General features: G+C 61.8%; 24 protein-coding genes. 10 read left to right on the forward strand and 14 right to left on the reverse strand.

All coding sequences use genetic code 11. The annotated features are described in order from the left end of the window. The first annotated feature begins 162 nt into the window (after positions 1 to 162). The 3 genes from rpsU to rpoD all read left to right on the forward strand — a co-directional run bounded on the left by rpsU (position 163) and on the right by rpoD (position 4,572). Positions 163 to 378, forward strand: coding sequence for a 30S ribosomal protein S21 (rpsU, locus tag H146_RS0114510; RefSeq protein WP_019952611.1), 216 nt, complete (start codon positions 163 to 165; stop codon positions 376 to 378). 175 nt (positions 379 to 553) lie between these two features. After that, on the forward strand, positions 554 to 2,389 hold the full coding sequence (gene dnaG, locus H146_RS0114515) for a DNA primase (protein WP_019952612.1): 1,836 nt from the start codon (positions 554 to 556) through the stop codon (positions 2,387 to 2,389). A gap of 329 nt (positions 2,390 to 2,718) precedes the next feature. After that, positions 2,719 to 4,572, forward strand: coding sequence for an RNA polymerase sigma factor RpoD (rpoD, locus tag H146_RS0114520; RefSeq protein ID WP_026352010.1), 1,854 nt, complete (start codon positions 2,719 to 2,721; stop codon positions 4,570 to 4,572). Between the two features lie 121 nt (positions 4,573 to 4,693). Here rpoD and H146_RS0114525 read toward each other — a convergent pair whose 3' ends face one another. The 9 genes from H146_RS0114525 to H146_RS0114565 all read right to left on the reverse strand — a co-directional run bounded on the left by H146_RS0114525 (position 4,694) and on the right by H146_RS0114565 (position 11,974). Further along, a complete protein-coding gene (locus H146_RS0114525) occupies positions 4,694 to 5,371 on the reverse strand; it encodes a DUF2848 family protein (RefSeq protein WP_019952614.1) in 678 nt (225 codons plus the stop codon). Between the two features lie 49 nt (positions 5,372 to 5,420). Then, positions 5,421 to 6,701 carry a TRAP transporter large permease gene (locus H146_RS0114530; protein WP_019952615.1) on the reverse strand — a complete coding sequence of 427 codons (1,281 nt, stop codon included), beginning with the start codon at positions 6,699 to 6,701 and terminating at the stop codon, positions 5,421 to 5,423. Then, complete coding sequence (locus tag H146_RS0114535) at positions 6,701 to 7,279, reverse strand: TRAP transporter small permease subunit (protein ID WP_245558753.1); 579 nt, start codon at positions 7,277 to 7,279, stop codon at positions 6,701 to 6,703. The genes H146_RS0114530 and H146_RS0114535 overlap by 1 nt, the downstream gene beginning before the upstream one ends. Positions 7,280 to 7,372: 93 nt before the next feature. Beyond that, the gene (locus H146_RS0114540) at positions 7,373 to 8,431 is read right to left on the reverse strand and encodes a TRAP transporter substrate-binding protein (RefSeq protein ID WP_019952617.1); all 1,059 of its coding nucleotides are present in this window, start codon (positions 8,429 to 8,431) and stop codon (positions 7,373 to 7,375) included. Between the two features lie 55 nt (positions 8,432 to 8,486). Next, on the reverse strand, positions 8,487 to 9,269 hold the full coding sequence (locus H146_RS0114545) for a putative hydro-lyase (RefSeq protein ID WP_019952618.1): 783 nt from the start codon (positions 9,267 to 9,269) through the stop codon (positions 8,487 to 8,489). A gap of 193 nt (positions 9,270 to 9,462) precedes the next feature. Then, entirely contained in the window at positions 9,463 to 10,362 is a 900-nt protein-coding gene (locus H146_RS0114550) for a LysR family transcriptional regulator (protein ID WP_019952619.1), read from the reverse strand. A 48-nt stretch (positions 10,363 to 10,410) separates the two neighbouring features. Further along, positions 10,411 to 10,743, reverse strand: coding sequence for an AzlD domain-containing protein (locus tag H146_RS0114555; RefSeq protein ID WP_019952620.1), 333 nt, complete (start codon positions 10,741 to 10,743; stop codon positions 10,411 to 10,413). Next, positions 10,740 to 11,453, reverse strand: a complete 714-nt coding sequence (locus H146_RS0114560) for an AzlC family ABC transporter permease (RefSeq protein ID WP_019952621.1) — start codon at positions 11,451 to 11,453, stop codon at positions 10,740 to 10,742. The genes H146_RS0114555 and H146_RS0114560 overlap by 4 nt, the downstream gene beginning before the upstream one ends. Continuing rightward, complete coding sequence (locus H146_RS0114565) at positions 11,450 to 11,974, reverse strand: helix-turn-helix domain-containing protein (protein ID WP_019952622.1); 525 nt, start codon at positions 11,972 to 11,974, stop codon at positions 11,450 to 11,452. The genes H146_RS0114560 and H146_RS0114565 overlap by 4 nt, the downstream gene beginning before the upstream one ends. A gap of 265 nt (positions 11,975 to 12,239) precedes the next feature. Between H146_RS0114565 and H146_RS0114570 the strand changes: the two genes are divergently transcribed. The 6 genes from H146_RS0114570 to H146_RS0114595 all read left to right on the forward strand — a co-directional run bounded on the left by H146_RS0114570 (position 12,240) and on the right by H146_RS0114595 (position 16,929). Then, positions 12,240 to 12,758: an HNH endonuclease gene (locus H146_RS0114570; RefSeq protein WP_019952623.1), complete on the forward strand. Its 519-nt coding sequence runs from the start codon at positions 12,240 to 12,242 to the stop codon at positions 12,756 to 12,758. 47 nt (positions 12,759 to 12,805) lie between these two features. Then, a complete protein-coding gene (locus tag H146_RS0114575; protein WP_019952624.1) occupies positions 12,806 to 13,372 on the forward strand; it encodes a DNA-3-methyladenine glycosylase I in 567 nt (188 codons plus the stop codon). Between the two features lie 196 nt (positions 13,373 to 13,568). After that, on the forward strand, positions 13,569 to 14,678 hold the full coding sequence (locus H146_RS0114580) for an S-(hydroxymethyl)glutathione dehydrogenase/class III alcohol dehydrogenase (protein ID WP_019952625.1): 1,110 nt from the start codon (positions 13,569 to 13,571) through the stop codon (positions 14,676 to 14,678). 117 nt (positions 14,679 to 14,795) lie between these two features. After that, entirely contained in the window at positions 14,796 to 15,644 is an 849-nt protein-coding gene (fghA, locus tag H146_RS0114585) for an S-formylglutathione hydrolase (RefSeq protein WP_019952626.1), read from the forward strand. A gap of 70 nt (positions 15,645 to 15,714) precedes the next feature. Continuing rightward, entirely contained in the window at positions 15,715 to 16,416 is a 702-nt protein-coding gene (gene mtgA / locus H146_RS0114590) for a monofunctional biosynthetic peptidoglycan transglycosylase (protein WP_019952627.1), read from the forward strand. Between the two features lie 132 nt (positions 16,417 to 16,548). Then, positions 16,549 to 16,929 (forward strand): DUF4168 domain-containing protein, encoded by a 381-nt coding sequence (locus tag H146_RS0114595; RefSeq protein ID WP_019952628.1) that lies wholly within the window; start codon positions 16,549 to 16,551, stop codon positions 16,927 to 16,929. 101 nt (positions 16,930 to 17,030) lie between these two features. On the opposite strand, the gene H146_RS0114600 is transcribed toward H146_RS0114595, so the two are convergent. The 5 genes from H146_RS0114600 to lpxO form a co-directional block, all read right to left on the reverse strand. After that, the gene (locus H146_RS0114600; RefSeq protein ID WP_019952629.1) at positions 17,031 to 17,903 is read right to left on the reverse strand and encodes an AEC family transporter; all 873 of its coding nucleotides are present in this window, start codon (positions 17,901 to 17,903) and stop codon (positions 17,031 to 17,033) included. A 116-nt stretch (positions 17,904 to 18,019) separates the two neighbouring features. Beyond that, entirely contained in the window at positions 18,020 to 18,901 is an 882-nt protein-coding gene (locus tag H146_RS0114605) for a TIGR03915 family putative DNA repair protein (protein WP_019952630.1), read from the reverse strand. Positions 18,902 to 18,936: 35 nt separating this feature from the next. After that, the gene (locus tag H146_RS0114610) at positions 18,937 to 20,148 is read right to left on the reverse strand and encodes a putative DNA modification/repair radical SAM protein (protein ID WP_019952631.1); all 1,212 of its coding nucleotides are present in this window, start codon (positions 20,146 to 20,148) and stop codon (positions 18,937 to 18,939) included. Positions 20,149 to 20,218: 70 nt separating this feature from the next. Further along, positions 20,219 to 20,950, reverse strand: coding sequence for a 4'-phosphopantetheinyl transferase family protein (locus tag H146_RS0114615; RefSeq protein ID WP_019952632.1), 732 nt, complete (start codon positions 20,948 to 20,950; stop codon positions 20,219 to 20,221). Between the two features lie 10 nt (positions 20,951 to 20,960). Beyond that, complete coding sequence (gene lpxO, locus H146_RS0114620) at positions 20,961 to 21,857, reverse strand: lipid A hydroxylase LpxO (protein WP_019952633.1); 897 nt, start codon at positions 21,855 to 21,857, stop codon at positions 20,961 to 20,963. A gap of 232 nt (positions 21,858 to 22,089) precedes the next feature. Between lpxO and dkgB the strand changes: the two genes are divergently transcribed. After that, complete coding sequence (gene dkgB / locus H146_RS0114625) at positions 22,090 to 22,887, forward strand: 2,5-didehydrogluconate reductase DkgB (protein WP_019952634.1); 798 nt, start codon at positions 22,090 to 22,092, stop codon at positions 22,885 to 22,887. Positions 22,888 to 22,941: the final 54 nt, after the last annotated feature.

The following is a 22,941-nucleotide window of genomic DNA, read 5'->3' on the forward strand; positions in this document are numbered from 1 at the left end:
GAGCAGTAAAATTCCGGTCCCTGTAATAACGGGCTGTGCTTCTGGCCGTGAAAGCGGCAAACGCCGGGCATTCACGATGTCGTGCAATGATCGGCTGGTGCCGTTGCAACGGCATTGAGCACATTCAAACCTCATTGATCTCCTTAAGGTGGTGATTGCTTAATGCCTTCCGTCAAAGTACGTGACAACGAACCGTTCGACGTGGCGCTGCGTCGTTTCAAGCGCTCCTGTGAAAAGGCCGGCGTGCTCTCCGAAGTGCGTCGTCGTGAGCACTATGAAAAGCCCACTGCCGAGCGCAAGCGCAAGGCGGCTGCGGCGGTCAAGCGCCATGCCAAGAAGCTGCAGCGTGAGCGCAAGCGTTTCGAACGGATGTATTGATCACTGTACTCGAGCGTTTGCCCAGCGCTCGAGCGGGATGCCAAACGGCCGCCTCTGGCGGCCGTTTGTTTTTGCACCATTATGCTGTCGGTTCGATGCTCGCCAGCGGCGTCGATATGGCGGTTGCTCGAAAGCTATCGCGTCGGTACTGCACTTCGAGAGGTAGGCAGCCCACATGGCCGGTCTGATCCCCCAGCACTTCATCGATGATCTGCTGGCGCGCACCGACATCGTCGAGCTGGTCGGTTCGCGCATCCAGCTGAAAAAGGCCGGGCGCAATCATTCGGCGCTCTGCCCCTTCCATCAGGAGAAGACGCCCTCCTTTTCGGTCAACGCCGACCGGCAGTTCTATCACTGCTTCGGCTGCGGCGCGAGTGGCAACGCGCTTCGCTTCGTGATGGAGTTCGACCGCCTCACCTTTCCCGAGGCGGTAGAGACGCTGGCCGGCCGACTGGGCATGGAAGTGCCGCGCGAAAACGAAACGCCGGCGCAGCGTGAGCGTTCGCGAGAGCAGTCGCAGCGCCGTGAGGAGGCGGTCAACCTGCTGGAGCTGGGGGTACGTTTCTACCGCTCGCAGCTTGCCACGCCGGCCGCACAGTCCGCTCGCGACTATCTGCAGCGCCGTGGCCTCAGCGATGACATCTGTGAGCGCTTTGCCATCGGCTTCGCCCCCGACAGCTGGGATGCGCTCAAACGTCATCTTGGTGAGCACGGCGTCGACGAAAGTGTCCAGGTCGAGTACGGCATGCTGGTCGAAAAAGAGGAGAGCGGCCGGCGCTGGGATCGCTTTCGCAATCGGGTGGTCTTCCCGATTCGCGACTGGAAGGGGCGCGCTATCGGCTTCGGCGGCCGCGTACTGGGTGACGACAAGCCCAAATATCTCAACTCTCCCGAATCGCCGGTGTTTCACAAGGGTCGCGAGCTCTATGGCCTTTACGAAGCGCGTCAGTTCGGCAGCCGCCCGGAGCGGTTGCTGATTGTCGAAGGTTACATGGACGTGGTGGCGCTGGCCCAGTTCGGCGTCGACTATGCGGTCGCAACGCTCGGTACCGCCACCACCGAAGATCATCTCGGCCGGCTGTTTCGGCTGGTGGATGAGGTGGTGTTCTGTTTCGACGGTGATAATGCCGGGCGCCAGGCAGCGCGGCGGGCGCTGGAGACGACACTGCCACAGATGATCGACGGCCGCCGGGCGCGTTTTCTGTTTCTGCCCGAGGGCGAGGATCCGGATACGCTGGTGCGTCACGAGGGTCGTGAGGGGTTCGAGCAGCGCATCACCCGCGCCCGCTCGCTCTCGGAATATCTCTTCGATCAGGCGGGTGAGGGGCGGGACCTGCGCCGAATCGAGGATCGCGAACGTTTTGCCAGTGCAGTAGTGACCGCTATCCGGCGTCTGCCGGAAGGCATGCTCAAGTCGCTTTTGATGCGCGAACTGCAGGAGCGCACCGGGCTCGAGCACGCTACTCTGGAAGAGTTGGTCGTCGGCAACGGCACTGCCGTGGTGGCAGCGAAGGAGGTGCTGCCGGGCGCCGAGACGCGTCATGCTTCTGCAACGACGTCACGGCCACGCGCATCGAGTGCTGCGCTGACGCCGAACATGAGCGGCCGCATACTGCATTTGATCGTACACTCGCCGGGGCTGGTCGAGGCTCTGCCGGCGTCGGAGCAGTGGTGCCCGGAAGATGACGATGGCTGGCTGCTGGCCGAGGTGGTCAAGCTGATTCGCGCCGGTGGCTACCGTTCGCCGCAGGTGCTGCTGGCGCATTTTCACGGCAGCAGCGAAGGCAATCGCCTGCGGGCGCTGGTGCAGCGTCAGCCGCTGATGCCGGCCGAGGCGCGTCGTCGCGAGGTGGAAGCGCTGGTGGCGCATCTACAGCAGCAACAAGAGCGTCAAAGCCCGGGGCGTGAACTGGAGGCGCTACAGGCACGCGAGCGCAGCGGGGAAAGGCTGAGCCGCGAAGAGGCGACCAGGCTCTGGCAGCTGATCTGTGAGCTACGCCCTGAACGATAAGGGCTGAAGTGGGGTTGAAACCCCTTTGCTGGCCCCCATTTTGGAGGGACAGGTACGAATCGATCCGTTGATACAGGCTGCTGGCACACTGAGTCAGCGGGCTAAACAGCCGGGTGATGGCTTTTTCCGGTTGGTCTATAATGCATTTATTGCCTGATATGTGGGAGGAATCTGCAAACGGGTTGCGCATCTGTAGTGGCACAACGGTGTTGGTTGTCAGTTTTGACCGATGCCCGTCATGCGTTTTTTTACACTTTGATGTCAGCGACTCGTTCAGGGATTTCCAATAGCGCACTCAGGCGCTTCACTCTTCTTCGAGATAGGTTTCTATGGCTGGAAATACACCGCAGTCACGTCTGAAGGAGTTGATCGCGCGCGGCAAGGAACAGGGTTTCCTGACCTACGCCGAGGTCAATGATCACCTTCCGGAAGATATCGCCGATCCGGATCAGGTGGAAGACATCATCGGCATGATCAATGACATGGGAATCAATGTCGTTGAAGAGGCGCCCGATGAAGACACCCTGATGATGTCCGACCAGTCGGCCGACGAATCTGCTGCCGAAGAGGCTGTCGCGGCGCTGGCGGCGGTCGAGAGCGATGTCGGACGCACCACCGACCCGGTGCGCATGTACATGCGTGAAATGGGGACCGTGGAGCTGCTCACCCGTGAAGGCGAGATCGAGATCGCCAAGCGTATCGAGGAGGGCACCCGTGAGGTAATGTCGGCGCTGGCCCATCTGCCGGGCGCTGTGGACTCCATTCTGGAAGCCTACGACGGTACCCGTGACGAGGAGGCGCCCGGCCGTCTGTCCGATCTCTTCTCCGGTTTTATCGATCCTGACGAGGGCGTGCCCGGCGTCGCCGAAGTCGAGGAGCCCGAGCCCGAGCCTGTCGCGTCCGATAGCGACGATGAAGAGAGTGACGACGAGGACGATGACGACAGCGAGGACGACAACGCCAGCGAGGGCGGTCCCGATCCGGAGCTGGCGCGCGTGCGCTTTGAGCAGATCCGCGAGCAGAACGATCATGTCAAGGCGGTGATCGAGCAGCACGGCCTGCAGTCCGAAATGGCCCGCGCCGAGCAGAAGCGTCTTGCCGAGCTGTTCTCGCCGATCAAGCTCGTACCGCGCCACTTCGAGCGGCTTGTCGGTCAACTGCGCCTCAGCGTGGGTCAGGTCAGGGAGCAGGAAAAGAGCATCATGCAGCTGTGCGTCAAGCGCGGCAAGGTGCCCCGCAAGACGTTCATCGCCTCCTTCCCGGGCCGCGAGTCGGACACCACCTGGGTCGACGACTTCATGGCCAAAAATGCCAAACACGCCGGTAACATCGAGCCGCTGCGCGGCGATATCGAGCGTGCCCAGCGCAAGATCGCCTTCGAGGAGGAGCTGGCCATGCTGCCGGTGGCCGAGCTCAAGGAGATCAACCGCCGACTTTCCATCGGTGAGGCCAAGGCACGGCGCGCCAAGAAGGAGATGGTCGAGGCCAACCTGCGTCTCGTGATCTCGATTGCCAAGAAGTACACCAATCGCGGCCTGCAGTTTCTCGACCTGATTCAGGAGGGCAACATCGGCCTGATGAAGGCGGTCGACAAGTTCGAATATCGCCGCGGCTACAAGTTCTCGACCTACGCCACCTGGTGGATTCGTCAGGCGATTACCCGTTCGATCGCCGACCAGGCGCGCACCATCCGTATTCCGGTACACATGATCGAGACGATCAACAAGCTCAACCGCGTCTCCCGCCAGATGCTGCAGGAGATGGGTCGCGAGCCGACGCCGGAAGAGCTGGGTGAGCGCCTCGAAATGCCCGAGGACAAGGTACGCAAGGTGCTCAAGATCGCCAAGGAGCCGATCTCGATGGAGACGCCCATCGGCGATGATGACGACTCCCATCTGGGCGATTTTATCGAGGACTCGACCATGGTGTCGCCGATCGACTCCGCCACCGGCGAGGGGCTGATCGAGGCGACCCGCAACGTGCTGGGCGGGCTTACTGCGCGCGAGGCCAAGGTACTGCGCATGCGTTTCGGCATCGACATGAATACCGATCACACTCTCGAGGAGGTCGGTAAACAGTTCGACGTTACCCGTGAACGTATTCGCCAGATCGAGGCCAAGGCGCTGCGCAAACTGCGCCACCCGTCACGTTCGGAGTCGCTGCGCTCGTTTATCGATGAGTGATGTCGATTGCGGCGCCTGATGCGCCGCACCCTTTGCGCCTCATGAAAACGCCCGTTTCGAACGGGCGTTTTTTATTTCGGTGCCATAGCGCGCCGAGATTTATAGAAAAGCCCGAGGCTTCTCAACTGACAACCGGCAGGATGTGGAGGCGGTAACCGTGCGTTAGATGGCGTTGGCGAATCGGGTCGGTCAGCGTCATGTCAAAACGCTCGCTGAAGCGTATTGCCCCCGATACCGGGAGCGTGCCGCAAAATAGCGCCGTGCCGGGGCGCAGATGCTGCCCGGATTCATCGACAAGTTCCCCCGGTAGCTTCGAGATCAATGTATCGACATCGAGCAGGGCAGACAGTTGGCCATGCTGATAGACCACGCCGTCGTCGATCCGACTTTCGAGTATCAGACTGTCCCAGTGCTCGATAACCTCATCGAGCGCCCATATCTCGCGACCCAGCGGTTTGACGCAGAGCTGCTTGGAATGGGCAACGCTCCAGGCCTCGAGTTCCCGATCCGTGTAGTCCGAAGCGACGGTCAGCCACAGGCGTGAGGTTTCGTCGCTGATCAGGCATATCTCGATCTCGCCGGAGCCCTGTCGACCGAACACTTGCGTATGTTCGTCCTGCGTGAGCAGACCGACACTGCAGCGATAGAAAAGGGGTGTTTGCGAGGGTGGCGCCACTCCGATCGCGGCCAATTCCTCAATATGGTGCTGTACCGCCTCGCTGTCGCGTCCGGCCCAGCCGGCGATCGCCAGACGCGCTATGTCGATCGCTACCTCTTGATCACAATGCGTAAAGTTCATATCGAAACTCCACTTTAGAAACGGGTTCCGGGGTTAAAAAATGCAGGCATTAGAGAACACCGGGCAGCCAGAGCGCGATTGAAGGAAACAGAATCAGCAGCAGCGCCATGATCAGCATGATTGCGATATAGGGCAGGGCGCCGACGATGACATGAGAAAAGGGGCGGTCAGGGCGACTTGACTGAACGATGTAGAGATTGAGGCCGACGGGTGGCGTAATCAGCGCCAGCTCGACGAACAGTATCATCATGACGCCAAACCAGACCGGATCGAAGCCGGCCGTGAATAGCAACGGGGCGACGACCGGGATGGTAATGACCATCAGTGAGAGGGTCTCGATGAAAAAACCCAGCACAATCAGGATGGCCAGAACCATGAGCAGCAGGGTGATGGGGCTCGGGTTGTAAGCCTGCAGGAGCTCATCGATTCTGGTGGAAAGGCCCGCCGACGAGAGCGCAAAGTTAAGAAAAGAGGCGGCCAGGATGATAAAAACGATCATGCTGGAGGTGCGTACGGTATTGTCCAGCGCTGACAGCAGCATCTTTAATCCAAGCCGTCGATTGAATGCTGCCAGTACCAGCGATGAGGCCACGCCTATGGCGGCGGCTTCGGTCGGCGTGGCCCAGCCAAGATAGATCGAGGCCACAATGACCACAAAGAGTACCAGCAGCGGCAGCAGGAAAATAAGATGGCGCCATCTCTCACCCCAGCTGGCACGGTTGGATGGGCCGCCAAGCGATGGCCGCCATTGACAGATCAGCATGGATACCAGCATGAAAAGCATCGCCAGCAACAGTCCCGGAATCAGTCCGGCCATGAACAGCCTCGGGATAGAGGTTTCGGTCAGAAAGCCGTAGACGATCAGGTTTATCGAAGGCGGGATCAAAATGCCCAGCGTGCCGCCGGCAGCAATGGTGCCGCAGAAAAGGCGCGGGTCGTAACCCAGTTTTTCACCCTGTGGAATGGCCACCGTGGATACGGTAGCGGCCGTCGCCACCGATGAGCCTGAGGTGGCAGAAAATAGTGTCGAGGTCATGATGTTGGCGTGAAGCAGGCCGCCCGGTAGCCAGCACAGCCAGAGCTCCATGGCGCGATAGGCGCGCTCGGCGATGCCCGAGCGAACGATAATTTCCCCCATCAGAATGAAAAGTGGAATAGCGATCAGCAAAAAGGAGTTGCCTGCCGACCACAGGTTCTGTCCGAGTGCTCGTAGCAGCGGGAAAAAAGCGAAAAACTGATCGACACCAAATGCCAGCAGGAAGAGCGCTATCGCGATGGGAATGCCGGTCAGCAACAGCGCCAGCAGGCCTATGCCAAGAAAGGCGAGCATCAGTGCCTCCCTCGCTCATGAGCAGAGGTCGGGGCTATTGTTGTGGCTTCGGCGTTTTTGTCGCTATCCATACCGATGAGCGCCGAAAGCGTTGCCGAGTCGCCGGCCATGGCAGCGGCCAATGAACGCAGTGCCAGTATCGAAGCGGTAAAAGCGAACCAGCCATAGCCTGCCAGCCAGATCAGCTGTGGTATCCATAGCGGAGTTGAGAGCGGGGTATTGGCCAGGGAACCATTGTGTAGTGAGGTGGCCAATACCGGCCAGGCCTTGAGCAGAATGAGCCAGCCGACCAGGTTAACGGCTGCTATCGATATCAGATCGAGGGCGCACTGCAAACGCCGGGGCAGGCGGGAATAGCCTAGATCGATACGAATGTGGGCACGTTCGATCAGGGTCTGTGAAAGCCCCCATGAGGATAGAATGGCCAGCACGTAGCCGGCGTATTCGTGAACGCCCGGAAGCGTCCCCAGGCCGGCTTTACGGATCAGGATCTCAACCAGCAGAAAGGCCACTACCGCCAGCAGCATCAAACCGACAAGGCGGTTGGCGAGCGTCGAGACGAAGCGTGTGAACGTCATCAGACGCTCCACAGCAGGATTCATCGCCAGCATGCGAAAACTCCATCGATCGCTTTGGATTGTGCGAACTCTGCCAACAGTACAGGGCCGGGGCTAGCGTTCGACGGGCAGCCCGACCAGAGGTGCGACGTTTTCGTTCCAGAGTTCGATGGTTTCGTCATCCACTCGTGACGCCCAGGCAGGCAGTACCGTCTCCTCGAGAATCTGGTGAGCACGTTCGAGATCGCTTTCCGAGGTGGCGACCAGCTCGAGGTCTGCCGGTTCCCCCTGGCTGCATTCGCCATTGCCGGTCAGACAGGCGATACCCTCTTCGGCATCGGCGCCGATATGGCGCCAGACACCGGCGGCAAAGACCTCCTGTGTCTGCTGCTCGATAAGCTGTTTGTCGTCACTGGAAAGGCTGTCCCAGAAGTCGCCATTGGCAGCGGTAATGCTCGGGTCCCAGCCGCCGATCGGCAGTGGCATGACATAGGAAGCCACATCGCCCCAGCCGGCGTTATACGCTGACATCGAGCCGGTGACGGCACAGTCGATAACGCTGCGCTCCATGGCGCCCGGCACTTCGCTGAACGCCATGACAGTGCTGTTGGCGCCCAGGGCATTCAGAAATTCGGCGGTAGAGCGTCCGCTGGCCCGAATGGTCTTGCCGGCAAGATCCCCCATGCTGCTGATGGGGGTATTACAGAACACCACCTGAGGCGTGTTGGGGGCAACCGCCAATGCGTGGGCATTATAGCGCCGCTGCATGGCGCGCTGAATGATCGGGAAGTAGGCCTGGCTGACCTGCTCGGCCAGAGCCGGGTCGACGGCCAGCATGGGGAGGTCCAGCCCTTCCAGCTCTGGTGCATCGCTGACGACATAGTCCGACAATGTGATGCCGATATCGAACAGGCCATTGGACAGGTAGCGGAATACATCGCCGCTGGCGACGCCCATCTGATCGAAGGTTGTCATTTCGACGTTGATTTCACCGCCACTGGCTTGTGGCAGCGTCTGTGTCCAGAAAGGAGCTTCATAATCCTTGTGAAGTGATACCGAACTCCATGTGCCGACGACGTTGATATTGACGGCAGCATGCGCGATGGGCATCGAAAGTGTCAGGGCGGTTGCGGTTGTAACGGCGGCGATCAGGGTGTCTTTTGCGTTTTTCATGGTTGACCTCTTTGTTTTTGAAGTGAGGTATTGCCTGGAATGGGTCGTCGATACGCTATCGATATTTGAGCTTATGGTTGGGTATGTCGGTAATCAGCATATAACCCGGGGCGTGAGTGAGAGCAAAGGGAATTCTGGCCGACATCAGCGCCGCCTGTGGGGTCACGCCGCAGCCCCAGAAGACTGCTATGTCATTTTCTTCCATGGTCGGTGGGTCGCCAAAATCCGGCTGCATCAGATCGTCGATGCCGATCAGATCCGGTCTGGCGATATGCAGGGGAGCGCCATGAACGCTGGGCATGTCGCTGGTGATCTGTATGGCGCGAATAGCCGCTGCTGGCGGCATCGGGCGCATGGAAACGACCGCGCTGCCGCCGAATGGGCCTGATGCCACCAGTGGTATAGTGCTGCGATACATGGGAACCACGCTGCCCTGCTCAACGTGACGCAGCGGAACGCCATCGGCCAGTAGTGCCTCCTCGAAGGAGAAGGAGCAGCCGATGGAAAAACTGACCAGGTCGTCACGCCAGAAAGCGCTGACATCGGTGACTTCTTCGCTCATGAGACCGTCGATGTACACACGATAACGTGGCAGGTCAGTGCGTAGATCGATCCCCTTGCCGAGCGAGTGAGGTATGGGATCGCCCGGCTGAGTCACATCGAGTATCGGGCAGCAGGCGCGATTGGCCATACAAAACCGCAGAAAGTCATCTGCAAAGGCGGCGGGAATGGCCACCAGGTTGGTCTGCGCGAAACCATTGGCGAGCCCTGCGGTGGTGACAGACCAGTCGCCACTGCGGATATGCCGGCGCGCTTGTGCCGGCGACAGTGCACTCAACGGCCCTGGTTCTGAAAGGCGCACCGTAGCGTCAGGTTGCGCATATTGGCGGGTCATATGTGGCTACCATGGTGTTGTCATTGTTAACGCCCGGACGTGCCGGACTGACTTGTTGTCTTGACAACCAAAGCTATGGCGTTACATATGATCGGTCAAATCGTTTATTTTGATTCTTTTCTATCGGAAAAACCTTTCATCCGGGAAGTGACGTTTCGCCATGCAGCAGTGCCGTAGAGAGCGCCACCGACATCAGCTGATGCGCAAGGTCATCATCGGCGCGGTTCAGTCGGCAGGCGATAAAGTCGATACCCGGCAGTTCGAAGGGCAGGGCGACCACTTCTCCGGCAGCGATTGCCTGCTGCGCCATGTCCTGCGGTAGCGCTCCTATGCCGAGGCCTTGCCGAACCAGATGGATAATCATGCTCAGGGAGCTTGAGCCGTGTAGCGGGGCGCTATCCAGATCGTGTTCGACCATGAAATTTCTGACTGTGCGGTAGATCAGACTGTGGCGTGACGGGGCGATAAAATCGATGCCGGCAAGGTCGCTGGCGCTGCAGTTTGTGGGGTCTGCAATGATGCGGCTGGAGACAACCAGGCGGGTCGGATAGTGACACAGCGGCCGGCTGATGAGGTTGTCATTGCTGACCGGACCGACCATGAAGGCGAGATCGATATCGTGATTGAGCAGGCGCTCGAAGACCCGCGGTGTAATATCCAGTTCGAACTCGATAGTCAGCTCCGGGTAGTGTGTGGCGCATGTGCTGATAAAAGCCGGTAGCCAGCTCAGTGCCAGGCTTTCCACAATGCCCAGCCGCAGCCTGCCGCGATAGAGATCCGGCGATTGCATGGCGCCGAGCGCCAGTTGACGCGCCGCCAGCATCCTTTCGGCGTGATCAAGAAATTCCTGGCCGCGGCGGGTAGGGCGCATGGGACGACGGTGACGCTCGAGCAGCGTATGCCCGACGCTGCTTTCGAGCCTGCTGATACGATCGGAGATCGAGGGCTGAGTGAGATTGAGATGGCTGGCCGCCAGCCGAAAGGAGCCCAGCCGTACAATCCATACGAAAGCTTCCAGCTCCTTGAAATCGAACATGCCGTTCTCCTGTCGGATCGGGTCATAGCCGGGCGCGATATGCGGACACTATGACAGGATTATCACCACCACTCCGAAAACCGCGACGCCCGCTACCACCGGCCAGCCCAGGCTGCGCAGCCGCCACCACAAAGCCAGCGTTATCGCACTGCCTGCCAGGGTCGCCAGCCAGCCGGTGACGCTCTGCTCGGACGGCACCAGCGACACCCCCAGCACGGCAGCGATCATCATCGGTCCCAGCGCCGCCAGCCACTGCGGCAGTGCGCCGGTACGGTGGGGCGAGCGGCGCAGACGGCGCTGCATCCACAAAAGCGGCAGCGCACGCAGCAGCCAGGTGCCCAGGGCAGCGGCGATAACGCCCAGCCATAGCGCGCTGCTCATGAGTACCTCCCGCTGACGGCAGGCAGCAGATAGAAACAGAGCATGCCGCAGGCCGCTGCCAGCACGATGGCGAAATCGGCCGGGCCGGTCAGGGTCAGGACAAGGCCGGCGACGGTGCTTACCGTCAGCGCTGCGCTCCAGCGTAATGAGGTGAAGCGCGGCGCTACCAGTACCAGAAAGAGTGCCGGCAGCGCGAAGGGCATTACCCTGTCCAGCAGCGGCCAGCGCGCCGTCAGCCACTCGCCGGCCAGCGCGCCGAGCAGGGAGCCGCCAATCCAGACCAGCCACGCCAGTAGTGAGGCGGCGGCGAACCAACCGAGGCGCCGTTCGCTCTCAAGCTGCGGCAGGCGGGCGTGGGCGAGGGCGAAGACCTGATCGGTGAGGCCGTGCATCAGCCACGGCCAGCTGCGGCTGCGCGGCAACCACTCGGCGAGGTTGGGCGCGTAGGCAAGGTGGCGCAGGTTGATCACCAGCGTCATCACCACGGTGAGCCACAGCGGCGCGCCGGCGGCGGCCATGCCGACGAACAGGAACTGTGAGGCGCCGGCGTAGATGAGGGCCGAGATCAGTCCCACCTCCAGCGGCGAGAAGCCCGCCCGCGAGGCGATCACACCGAAGGAGATGGCGACCGGCAGATAGCCGCCCAGCAGCGGCAGGGTGTCGCGCAGGCCGCTGCGCCAGCCCGCTGGCGCCGTCGCGGTGGTCGTCATAAGGGCCTCTGCGGATAGACAATGGTGAGCAGAAAGGTGGCGCCCTCGTCGTCGCCGCGATAGAGGTGCCTCCGGTCGGCGGCGAAGTCGCAGTGCTCTCCCGGCCCCAGCTGACGCTCTTCTCCTTCGCTGCCCACGAGCAGACGGCCACTGATCACGCTGGCGTGCTCGCGTATCCCGGCACCGTGAGCCTCGGCGCGGCGGCAGGCGTGGGGCCGGCACTGCATCCACCAGGCTTCGACCACCGGTGTGCCGCGGCCACGCTCGATCAGGCGGGCGGTGACACCCCCTTCGTCGAGCGGTGCCGGATCGTCGATGATCAGCTCGGCGAAAGGCACTTCAAGCTGGATCGCCAGCCGCCACAGGGTGTCCAGAGTGGGGTTGGCATTCCCCTGTTCAAGGCGCGACAGACTGGATTTGGCCAGGCCGGCGCGTTCAGCGAGATGAGACAGCGACCAGTGGCGCTGGCGTCGCAGCTGGCCGATGCGCTGACCGAGCTGCTGCAGGGCTTCAGGGGTCATGAGATCCTTACCGTAGCGGTGTTCCTTTTATGGAACGCCTCGCGTTCTTTATATCGAACGATGCGATGAACGGCAACCCCTTGCGCCGAGCAGGCCATGGCCGAACTGATCATTGATTGTAATGATCACGACATCCTGGTGTAGGATCGTGACAATCGTCTCGACTGGTGGGGAGTTACGTGCTATGCGCCAACCCATGGTGTTACGCCTTCATGCTTCGGGGATTCCGATCGATTGGCTAACCCTCGAGGAGGCGGCGGTGTTGATGTCACGACCGTCCGAAGGCGGCGTGGTGTGGTCGGACGGCGATCGGGCCTTTCGTCTGCATGGCGGCACCAGCTCGCGCACCGGCCGACAGTCCTATATCGATATTCCCGAAGTGATCGGGGTTGCCCCACCGGCCAGCGCCATGCTGGCCTTCGAACATACCGGCTTCAACCGGGTGATCTGCAAGTACCGCGAGGGGCTGTGCTGCGCCTACTGCGGCAATACCGTGACCCGCCAGGCGCTGACCATCGACCATATTCTGCCGCGCTCGCGCGGTGGCCAGCTGTCGATGCTCAATGCGGTGGCCTGCTGTCAGCACTGTAATAGTCTGAAGGGGAGCCGCACGCCGGAAGAGGCGGGCATGGCGCTGCTGCTCAAGCCCTTTGTGCCGACCATGGCGGAGGTGCTTTATATGATGCGGCCCAAAACAATGAGCGACCGTCAGCTGTGGTATCTCAAGGCGCAGTTCAAAAACGCCTCGCTGCGCGATTATCTCAGTCGGGCACTGGCGGCCTGAAACAGGCGGTTTCTTCCCGTCTTCAAATAAAAGCTTCGGAGAGTACCTTGACTGAGCCCGCACGCTGCCGCTGGGCCGTGGGCAACGCCCTGCTGGCCGACTATCACGATCATGAATGGGGCGTGCCGGAGTACGATAGCCGTGCACTGTGGGAGAAGCTGATGCTGGATGGCTTTCAGGCCGGGCTGTCGTGGCTGACCATCCTCAAAAAGCGTGACGCCTTTCGTGAGGCCTTCGTCGGCTTCGAGCCGCAGCGGGTGGCGAATTTCGACAGCCGGGATGTCGACCGCCTGCTGGATAACGCCGCTATTGTGCGTTCGCGTGCCAAGATCGAGGCGACCATCGGCAACGCCCGCGCCTATTTGAATATGGAGGCGCAGGACGAGCCATTCGGCCCCTTCTGCTGGCAGATGGTGGGGGGCCGGCCGATTCAGGGCGCGCCGCCGGTGCCGACGCAGACGCCGCTGTCGGTCGAACTGTCGAAAGCATTGAAAAAGCGAGGTTTTCGCTTTGCCGGGCCGGTGATTGTCTACGCCTGGATGCAGGCCACCGGTATGGTCAACGACCACGCGCCCGACTGCTGGTGCCGCCGCACCGTGGCGGCGATGGGCTGAGGCGGGCAGGTTGCCCTGATGCAATACCGTCGTCGTCTCATCGGCAAAAACTGTCGCTGGTGCAACCGCGCCGGAACGTATTTTACGTTATGTTGTGAGGGCCTTGTGGACTTCAGGAGAGCTGACGTTGGCCATGACGTGACGTTGGCGGCATCCTTTTGAGTCCAGTCATAAATGTTTGTGAGGGAGAGAGTTGATGAAATCACGTGCCGCCATTGCCTGGGAGGCGGGCCAGCCGCTGGAGATCGACGAGATCGACGTGGAAGGACCGAAGGCCGGTGAGGTGCTGGTTCGCGTGGTCGCCACCGGCCTGTGCCATACCGACGCCTATACCCTGTCCGGCAAGGATCCGGAAGGCAATTTCCCGGCGATTCTGGGCCATGAAGGGGGCGCTGTGGTCGAGGAAGTGGGTGCCGGGGTGACCTCGCTGGTTCCCGGCGATCACGTCATTCCGCTCTATACCGCCGAATGCGGCAAGTGCAAGTTCTGCCTGTCGGGCAAAACCAACCTGTGCAGTTCGGTGCGCGCCACCCAGGGCAAGGGCGTGATGCCTGATGGCACTTCGCGTTTTTCCAAAAACGGCAAAATGTTGCACCACTACATGGGTACCTCGACCTTCTCCGAGTACACCGTAGTGCCCGAGGTATCGCTAGCGAAGGTAAGTCGTGATGCGCCGCTGGACAAGGTCTGCCTGCTGGGCTGCGGCATTACCACCGGTATCGGCGCGGTGCGTAACACGGCAAAGGTCGAGCCGGGCTCGACGGTAGCCGTATTCGGCATGGGCGCCATCGGGCTGTCGGTGGTGCAGGGTGCGCAGCTGGCACAGGCGAGCCGCATCATCGCTGTCGACATCAACCCCGACAAGTTCGAGTTCGCGCGTCAGCTGGGCGCTACCGACTGCATCAATCCCAACGACTACGATCGTCCCTTTCAGGAAGTGCTGGTCGACATGACCGACGGCGGCGTCGACTACTCCTTCGAGTGCATCGGCAACGTCAACGTCATGCGCACCGCGCTGGAGTGCTGCCACAAGGGCTGGGGTGAGTCGATCATCATCGGCGTCGCCGGTGCCGGCGAGGAGATTGCCACGCGGCCCTTTCAACTGGTCACCGGGCGTGTCTGGAAAGGCTCCGCCTTCGGCGGCGTCAAGGGGCGCACCGAGCTGCCGGGCTATGTCGAGAGCTACATGCGTGGCGAGATCAATATCGACGATTTCGTGACGCATACCATGAAAATCGACGAGATCAACCACGCCCTCGAACTGATGCACGAAGGCAAGAGCATCCGCTCGGTGCTGACCTTCTGATTCGCGCGGCGCCGGGATGCTCACTGTCCCGGCGCTGCGGATTGCATCCATATCACGCCATGCCATGAACAGTGCGGCGCGGGAGTCCGAAGCCCGCACCGCAGAGAGAGTGCGATCATGACCGACAAGCTCGAACAGAAAAGCGCCAACCGCTGCCATGGCGGCTGGGTGAAGCGTTTCAGCCACTACTCGAACACGCTCGACTGCGAGATGGTGTTCGGCATTTTTCTGCCGCCGCAGGTCGAGCAGGGTCCGGTACCGGTGCTGTGGTGGCTGTCGGGGCTGACCTGCAACGACGAGAATTTCATGCAGAAGGCCGGCGCGCAGAAAATGGCCGCGGAGCTGGGCATTGCCATCGTCTGTCCCGACACCAGCCCGCGCGGTACCGACCTGCCGGGCGAGCACGACAGCTTCGACTTCGGCTCCGGCGCCGGTTTTTATCTCAATGCCCGCCGCGCGCCCTGGTCGCAGCACTATAAAATGTACGACTACGTCACCGAGGAGCTGCCGGCGCTGGTGCGTGAACATTTCCCTGTCAGCGAGCGAGAGGCGATCAGCGGCCATTCGATGGGCGGTCACGGTGCGCTGGTCTGTGCGCTGCGCCAGCCCGGGCGCTACGCCAGCGTTTCAGCCTTTGCGCCGGTCACCAATCCGGTCGACTGCCCCTGGGGCGAGAAGGCGTTTTCGAACTACCTGGGCGACGATCGTAGCGAATGGGCCGAGTGGGACGCCTGTGAGCTGATTCTGGCTGGCAAATCGAAGCAGGGACTACTGGTCGACCAGGGCGAGGCGGACAACTTCCTCGACGAGCAGTTGAAGCCCGGCCATCTCGAAAAGGCGTGCCATCTGCAGGGCGTGCCGCTCGAGCTTCGTCGCCAGCCCGGCTATGATCACAGCTACTTCTTTATCGCGACCTTTATCGACGATCATCTGAAATATCACGCCGAGCATCTGTTCGCCTCCTGAGCGGCGAGACGGTCAGTCGGCGGACTGCCGCCGAGCATAGCGGGTGGGCAGCCACGGGCAGGGGAGAGCAATGAGAGAGTGGATCGGCTGGCTGGGCTATTGGGCGCTGCGCATTCTGCTGGGTGCCATGCTGGTCTCGATACTGCTGGTCGCGCTGTTTCGTTTCGTGCCGCTGCCCGGCTCGATGGTGATGCTGGAGCGCTGGGCCGGCGCCCGGCTGGCGGGTGAGCCCTTTGCGCTGCACTACCGCTGGACGCCCTGGCAGTCGCTTTCCGACGAAGCCAGGCTGGCGGTGATTGCCGCCGAGGATCAGAATTTCCCCAATCACTTCGGCTTCGACTTCGGTCAGATTCGCGATGCGATTCAGGCCTGGCGTGAAGGCAGAACGCTACGCGGTGCCAGCACCATCAGTCAGCAGACGGCCAAGAACGTTTTTCTGTGGAGCGATCGTAGCGTCCTGCGCAAGGGACTCGAGGTCTGGTTCACCTTCCTGATCGAGTTGATCTGGCCCAAGCAGCGTATTCTCGAGGTGTATCTCAATGTGGCGGAGTGGGATCGTGGCGTCTTCGGGCTGGATGCCGCTGCCGAGCACTACTTTGGCATCAGGGCGAGCCAGGTTAGTGCCGACCGGGCTGCCAGACTTGCCGCCGTATTACCCAACCCCCTTGAATGGAGTCCGCTGCATCCCAATGCTTATGTTCAGGGGCGCATCGCATGGATTCGCCAACAGATGCGTCAGCTGGGCGGTGTCGGCTATCTGCAGCGTCTGTGACCGGCGCCGGCTTGAAATACACCGACACTGCATTTACATATTGTAACAAGGTCGTCTGAACTTCATTGCCGTTCGGGCGTCATACCGAGTGGCACATACGCAACTGCAATAGAAGGTACTCACAGAATGTCGATGAAACGTTTCGCCGCCGTTGTATCCGCTTCGATGCTCGCGACCGGTTTTGCCGCAGCACCCGTGCTGGCTGCCGATCAATCGTCTTCCCAGAGCGGCCAGGCACAGCAGCAGGCGCAGAACTTCAGCGATGAGCAGCTGCAGAACTTCGCCGCCGCTTCGCAGGAAATTGCCGGCATTTCCCAGAACTATACCCAGCAGCTGCAGAACGCCGAAGGCTCTGAAGCCCAGCAGAGCATCCGCGAGGAAGCCAACCAGCAGATGGTGCAGGCCGTGCAGGATAACAACCTTGATGTCGAGGAGTTCAACCGCATCGGTCAGGCCGTGCAGAACAACCCGCAGATGATGCAGCGGGTCCAGCAGATGGCGCAGCAACAGTAAGCGCGACTGACTGATGCTCGGGTCGTCATCGGGCGGCCCTTGTCGTTGTTGTTAAGGGCCGCCACGATTGGCGGCCCTTCCTCGTTTGTGGGATGGGTCGTTCAGACCACCCAGATCAGCATGATGGGCAGGTAGATAAAGGAGAGCAGCGTGGAGGAGAGCACCAGGCTTGCGACGAATTCCGGCGAGCGCCCCGCCTTCTGGGCGAACAGGTAGTTATACACCGCTACCGGCATGCACAGCATGATGGTGAGGATATTACGTGTCTGATCGTCGAGGCTCAGCAGCAGCCCCACCCCCTGGGCGATGAACCCGGCCAGCACCACCCGGCCGACAGCGAAGCCCAGCGCCTTCGACAGACTGCGCGCGCGAATACTGGCCAGCGAAACGCCCAGTGTGATCAGCATGATGGGAATGGTCATGCCGGCCAGCAGTTCGATGCTGTTGGCCAACCAGGCGGGCAGTGTAATGCCGGAGGCCATCAGCACGATGGCGATCAGGCTGGCGTGAATGGTGGGGTTGGTCAGCATGCTGCGCAGCGGCCGCGAGCTGCTGGTGATGCTGCCGACCACGAACTGGCCGATCGACATGATGGTGAATACTGCGATCGCCAGCGAGAAGCCACTGCCCTGAAAGGCGTACATCGCCAGCGGTAGACCCATATTGCCGGTGTTGGGAAAGAGTACCGGCGGCACGATAACGCGCCAATCAATACGTGTCAGCCGCGACAGCAGCACGCCGGCGGCCAGCAGCAGCATCAGGCAGAGCAGGGTGGCGCCGGCCATGGTCGAAAAGGCTGACAGGGTGATCTGTGCCCCGGCCAGTGAATTGATGATCAGACAGGGGGTGCCGACATTGAATACCAGTTTGGTAACGAAACCGGTCGGGTAGGGCTGGCGGAAGCGCACCCAGAAATAGCCGACGCCTGCACCGGCGATGATGGGCGCCATGACGGCGAAAATTTGAGCAAACATGGCGGCGCCCTGCTGAAGAGTCGTCGGGTTGGCAGTTGCTGCTGGCCCGCTATTGTAGCATGGCTACATCGAATAGACTTTGGTCCTGTCTGCTTCTGTTTCGGCCTCTCGCCAGACTACTCGTCGCGCCTCGGTGCGGCAATGACACGCCCGTGCCTGCCCGCCAGGCGTCTGTCCTGCCCCGAACGACGCCCGCCGCGTCTGGCCTGACCGGCCAGCTCGGCAATCAGCGACTGCTCCGGCAGGTGCTGCCAGAAGCGTGCCGGCATGCTGCGCCGCATGCACTTCTCGTTGACCCGTGAGGGGTTGAAGGTGCTGGCGTAGTAGGCCAGCCATAGCGCTTCGCCCTCGTCCTCCAGGGTCAGCAGAGCGCGGTAATCGTCGTGACAGAATTGCCGCGCCGGCCGCTCGATGTGCCATGCCCGGCCGTCGCAGCTGATCGCCCCTCGGGGCGTCATGATCAGCCAGCTGTGCCGGCCCATACGCTGAATGAAGTGTTCGGCGGCGTCGGCCAGCACCTCATGACGCGGCTCGAACCAGGCGATGAACGCCGGGCCGCTGTCGGCATCCTCCTCTCGGTAGCGCCGCTGAAAGCGCAAAAAGGCGTGCATGTGATGGGCCTCGTGGTCGACCGCTCGCGCTCGCCGTGCCAGTTCGGCGCCGTCCGTGTCGCCGGCCAGCAGGGCTTCGCCTTCTCCCAGTGCCAGTCGCCAGACGACGCGATAAAGCAGCGACCAGCCACACTCCCGCTGTGGCTCGATACAGTAGCGCGAGGCGCGCTCCAGCTGCGCCAGCGCGCGGTGTGTCAGCCGCGGCTTGAGCGCGGCGCCAGAGGGATCGGGCAGGGGCGTGTCGGCATCGGCAAAGAGGTCGCGCTCACCAATGCCGTTTTCAAACAGCACCGCCTCCGGCGGCAGACGCCGTGCCAGCAACTGGCGTGCATGTTCGCGCCAGCAGTCGAAATGGGGGTGCTCGAGGCGCACGGTATACAGGGTCACGGCGGCTCCGTAGTTTTACTACAGGATTTTGTCGGTTACAGCAGCGGCATCTGCGCCGGCGGCGGTGCCAGCCTTGCGCGCAGGGCATGGTTGTCAAGGCCGGCGTCGCGTGGGCGGTAGTCGCCGGTGGTGATGAAGGGGGCGAGCTTTTTCATCGAGCAGCCCAGCCGAACCAGGTCGTCATAACGGATATGACGCTCGCGGCGCAGCGCCACGATGCGCTGGGCGCTGCGCAGGCCGATACCCGGCACCCGGGCGATCATGCGGGTCTCGGCGCGGTCGAGATCGACCGGGAAGTGCTCCCGGTGGCGCAGTGCCCAGCCGAGCTTGGGATCGATCTCCAGCGACAGATTGCCGGGGCCGTCGAGCAGCTCATCGGCGCGAAAGCCGTAGCTGCGCATCAGAAAATCGGCCTGATAGAGACGGTGCTCGCGCAGCAGTGGCGGGGCGCTGTGCGGCACCGTGCCCGGGCTTTCGGGGATCGGCGAGAAGGCAGAGTAGTAGACCCGTTTGAGGCGGTAGTCGCGGTAGAGACGCTGGACGTTGCCGAGAATGGTGTGGTCGTCGACCGTATCGGCGCCGACAATCATCTGGGTGCTCTGGCCGCTGGGCGAGAAACGCGGCGCGCGCGGCTCGGCATCGGCCTCGCCGAGGCCGTCGCGGATGGTGCCCATGGCGCCGTGGATGCGCGCCTCACTCTTCTCCGGGGCGAGCTTTTCAAGGCTCTGCACCGTGGGCAGCTCGACATTGACGCTCAGTCGGTCGGCGTAGAGGCCCGCCTGGCGGATCAGCTCCGGCGAGGCTTCGGCAATCGTCTTGAGGTGGATATAGCCGCGGAAGTTGTGTTCAAGGCGCAGGGTTTTCGCCACTCGTACCAGCGCCTCCATGGTGTAGTCGCTGGAGCGGATGATGCCGGAGCTCAAAAAGAGGCCGCTGATGGTGTTGCGGCGATAGAAGTCCAGCGTCAGCCGTATGATCTCGTCAACGCTGAAGCGCGCCCGCGGCACGTTGCTGGAGCGCCGGTTGATGCAGTACTGGCAGTCGTAAAGGCAGAAGTTGGTCATCAGAATCTTCAGCAGCGACACGCAGCGGCCATCCGGCGTGAAGCTGTGGCAGATGCCGGTGCCGTTGGTAGCACCGAGCCCTTCACGCCCCTTCGATGAGCGCCGCGGCGCGCCACTGCTGGCGCAGGAGGCGTCGTACTTGGCTGCATCGGCAAGGATGATCAGCTTGTCGGCAAGCTCCATGAACGGCTCCATTCGTAACTGTATTTATATACAGTAAATGGCGCGCAAGCTTTCGGCAATTGAAAGCTTTTCATTTCTGCGCTGGAGTTGCGGCGACCATTACTGCCGTCAGCGCCTGCTGACGGGCGTCGCAAAAATCTCCTGCGACTTCGCTGCCCGCCGGCCAGTCGGCATTCAGCGCGCTGCACAGCGCCAGCCGGCAGCGTCCCGGCAGGGCGAGCGGGTCGAGGTCGATAACGCGCGCATCATGGAAGTAAAAGCGTACCCCGGTCAGCGGGTAGAGCGCCTTGTAGAGGCTCTCCTTGAGTGAGAAGACGAGCGTGACGGCGCGGGCGAAGGCGTCCGGTGATAGACCGGTCAGCGCTTCCAGCTCCTCCCGGTGCAGAATCGAAGGGGCGAGATAGCGCGCCCGTTCGGCGCCCAGCCACTGCTCGGCGTCCAGCCCGAGGGCGCAGTACTCCGAACCCGGTGCGACCAGCGCACCGGCGAGGCTTCTGGAGTGGGTAATGGCGCCGCAGTAGCCCGGCGGCCAGTCGACGCGGCGGTCGGGCAGGCTTTCCAGCGCGCCGGGGGCAGCATCCAGCGCTGCCAGCGCCGCCCGGGCGCAGAGCCGGCCGGCGAGATATTCGGCGCGTCTTTTGGCCACCGCCCGCGCCAGCGCAGCGGGTAGCGATACGCCGTGGCGGCCGAAGGCGGCGTCGTCGAAAAGGCTGCTGTCGAAGGGCGCCAGCGCCAGCTGCGTGGCGCTTTGAGGAGTGTCGAACGGCCAGCAGCACTCGGCTGGTGCGATGAAATCCGTCATCGGTGGTTGCTCACAGCGTCAGCAGCCACATCACAATGCCGCCGAAGATCAGCCACTTGATAATGTAGTAAAGCGTTTTGTTCTTCTTCTTCAATCGCTTGCCCAGCTCGCGCACCTTATAGATGTACTTGAAGGCGCGATTGATGCCGCCGGTGTGGTCGCTTTCGTCGTTGGGCGAGGCCGCGGCAGCCATCACGTTGCGACTGAACCAGCGGTTGACCGCCCCGGCCCAGCGATACTTCATGGGGCGCTCGATATCGCAGAACAGAATCAGGCGGTCCTGCTCGCTGTCGTTCCGGGCATAGTGAATGAAGGTTTCATCGAACAGCACCGCCTCGCCGTCGCGCCAGCTGTAGTCGACCCCGTCGACATTGATGCGGCAGCGGTCGTCGTTGGGCGTGCGCAGACCAAGGTGATAGCGGATCGAGCCGGCATAGGGGTCGCGGTGCTTCATCAGCGTGCTGCCGGCGGGCAGCTCGGCAAACATTGCCGCCTTGACGCTCGGAATGCCGGCGAGAATCTCGGTGGTCCGCGGGCAGAGCTGACGGGCCGACTCATGGCTGTCGCTGTACCACTTGAGATAAAAACGCTTCCAGCCGCGGCGGAAGAAGGAGTTGAAGCCGGCATCATCCTTGCTGCTGGATCCCTTGATATGGCTCTCCAGCGCCAGCGCCTCGTCGCGAATCTCCTCCCAGTGCGCGGTGATCCCGGCGATGTCGGGGAAGTCCTCTTCGCGATGGTAGGGGCGGTCGGGCACCTTCGAGAAGAGATACATGAAGCCGTTGATCGGCGCCATGAAAGTGGAGTGATCCGACAGTTGGCGAAACGGCCTGTGGCGCACCCGGCCACGAAAATGCACATAGAGAATGCTGGCCACCACCAGTGCCACGATGGTCCATTTGATCATGCTGATTCGACTTCCGGCTGGCGACATCGCCCGCGGCGATGCCATGGCGTGTAATAGAGAACCGGCGGCGCGCAAGGGGGTGCGCGCCGCATTGGGCATGATGCCTGCTGCGGATGCCGCTGTCGATGTCATTTGCCCGCTAATGACCTTGCAGAGCGGCGCTTTCATGACCACGCTAAAGAATGAGTCTACACAGAGTGCGTCTGCGTATTTCGACGCCAAAGGAGGTTTTATGATTCCCGCTATTGGCCTGGGAACGTTTCGCCTGAAGGGGCAGGAGGTGATCGATTCGGTCACCAACGCGCTCGAACTGGGTTATCGCCATATCGATACCGCTCAGGTATACGACAATGAAAGCGAAGTCGGCCAGGCGATTGCCGACAGCGATGTGCCCCGCGAAGATATTTTTCTGACCACCAAGGTCTGGACCGACCGCTTCCGTCATACCGAACTGGTCGAGAGCGTGCGCGAAAGTCTCGACCGACTGGGTACCGACTATGTCGACCTGTTGCTGCTGCACTGGCCCTCGCCGGACGGTGTGCCCATCGAGGAGACCATCGGCGCACTGGCCGAAGCCAAACAGCTGGGGCTGACCCGTCAGATCGGCGTTTCCAACTTCACCATCGCTCAGCTCGACGAGGTGCTCTCGGTAGGCGGCGGTGACCAGATCGTGACCAACCAGATCGAGGTGCACCCCTTCCTTGCCAATCGCAAGCTGGCGGACCACTGTGCCGCCAGGGGCGTGAAAGTGACCGGTTATATGCCGCTGGCGGTCGGCAAGGTAATGGAGGACGACACCCTGAAAGCGATCGGCGAGGCGCACGGTGTGACCGCTGCCCAGATCGCGCTGGCCTGGGTGGCCCAGCGGGATATCATCGTGATTCCGTCGTCGACCAAACGCGAGCATCAGCAGGCCAATCTGGCGGCCATGAAGCTCTCGCTCAGCGACGAGGAGATGACGCGCATCGACGCCCTCGACCGCGGTGAGCGTATCGCCAACCCCTCCTTCGCCCCTGAATGGGACGAGTAACGCCAGGGGCATTGGGATAGCTGTCCGCGCGGCCCCCGGCTGACACAAAACGCC

It is taken from the genome of Kushneria aurantia DSM 21353, from assembly GCF_000382245.1.
Taxonomy (GTDB): Bacteria; Pseudomonadota; Gammaproteobacteria; order Pseudomonadales; family Halomonadaceae; genus Kushneria; species Kushneria aurantia.

What these genes read in the sequence shown, in the direction of transcription:
- rpsU (WP_019952611.1), top strand. Translation starts at nt 163, where the DNA reads ATGCCTTCCGTCAAAGTACGTGACAACGAACCGTTCGACGTGGCGCTG.
- dnaG (WP_019952612.1), top strand. Translation starts at nt 554, where the DNA reads ATGGCCGGTCTGATCCCCCAGCACTTCATCGATGATCTGCTGGCGCGC.
- rpoD (WP_026352010.1), top strand. Translation starts at nt 2,719, where the DNA reads ATGGCTGGAAATACACCGCAGTCACGTCTGAAGGAGTTGATCGCGCGC.
- H146_RS0114525 (WP_019952614.1), bottom strand. Translation starts at nt 5,371, where the DNA reads ATGAACTTTACGCATTGTGATCAAGAGGTAGCGATCGACATAGCGCGT.
- H146_RS0114530 (WP_019952615.1), bottom strand. Translation starts at nt 6,701, where the DNA reads ATGCTCGCCTTTCTTGGCATAGGCCTGCTGGCGCTGTTGCTGACCGGC.
- H146_RS0114535 (WP_245558753.1), bottom strand. Translation starts at nt 7,279, where the DNA reads ATGACGTTCACACGCTTCGTCTCGACGCTCGCCAACCGCCTTGTCGGT.
- H146_RS0114540 (WP_019952617.1), bottom strand. Translation starts at nt 8,431, where the DNA reads ATGAAAAACGCAAAAGACACCCTGATCGCCGCCGTTACAACCGCAACC.
- H146_RS0114550 (WP_019952619.1), bottom strand. Translation starts at nt 10,362, where the DNA reads ATGTTCGATTTCAAGGAGCTGGAAGCTTTCGTATGGATTGTACGGCTG.
- H146_RS0114555 (WP_019952620.1), bottom strand. Translation starts at nt 10,743, where the DNA reads ATGAGCAGCGCGCTATGGCTGGGCGTTATCGCCGCTGCCCTGGGCACC.
- H146_RS0114560 (WP_019952621.1), bottom strand. Translation starts at nt 11,453, where the DNA reads ATGACGACCACCGCGACGGCGCCAGCGGGCTGGCGCAGCGGCCTGCGC.
- H146_RS0114565 (WP_019952622.1), bottom strand. Translation starts at nt 11,974, where the DNA reads ATGACCCCTGAAGCCCTGCAGCAGCTCGGTCAGCGCATCGGCCAGCTG.
- H146_RS0114570 (WP_019952623.1), top strand. Translation starts at nt 12,240, where the DNA reads ATGTCACGACCGTCCGAAGGCGGCGTGGTGTGGTCGGACGGCGATCGG.
- H146_RS0114580 (WP_019952625.1), top strand. Translation starts at nt 13,569, where the DNA reads ATGAAATCACGTGCCGCCATTGCCTGGGAGGCGGGCCAGCCGCTGGAG.
- fghA (WP_019952626.1), top strand. Translation starts at nt 14,796, where the DNA reads ATGACCGACAAGCTCGAACAGAAAAGCGCCAACCGCTGCCATGGCGGC.
- mtgA (WP_019952627.1), top strand. Translation starts at nt 15,715, where the DNA reads ATGAGAGAGTGGATCGGCTGGCTGGGCTATTGGGCGCTGCGCATTCTG.
- H146_RS0114595 (WP_019952628.1), top strand. Translation starts at nt 16,549, where the DNA reads ATGAAACGTTTCGCCGCCGTTGTATCCGCTTCGATGCTCGCGACCGGT.
- H146_RS0114600 (WP_019952629.1), bottom strand. Translation starts at nt 17,903, where the DNA reads ATGTTTGCTCAAATTTTCGCCGTCATGGCGCCCATCATCGCCGGTGCA.
- H146_RS0114610 (WP_019952631.1), bottom strand. Translation starts at nt 20,148, where the DNA reads ATGGAGCTTGCCGACAAGCTGATCATCCTTGCCGATGCAGCCAAGTAC.
- H146_RS0114615 (WP_019952632.1), bottom strand. Translation starts at nt 20,950, where the DNA reads ATGACGGATTTCATCGCACCAGCCGAGTGCTGCTGGCCGTTCGACACT.
- lpxO (WP_019952633.1), bottom strand. Translation starts at nt 21,857, where the DNA reads ATGATCAAATGGACCATCGTGGCACTGGTGGTGGCCAGCATTCTCTAT.
- dkgB (WP_019952634.1), top strand. Translation starts at nt 22,090, where the DNA reads ATGATTCCCGCTATTGGCCTGGGAACGTTTCGCCTGAAGGGGCAGGAG.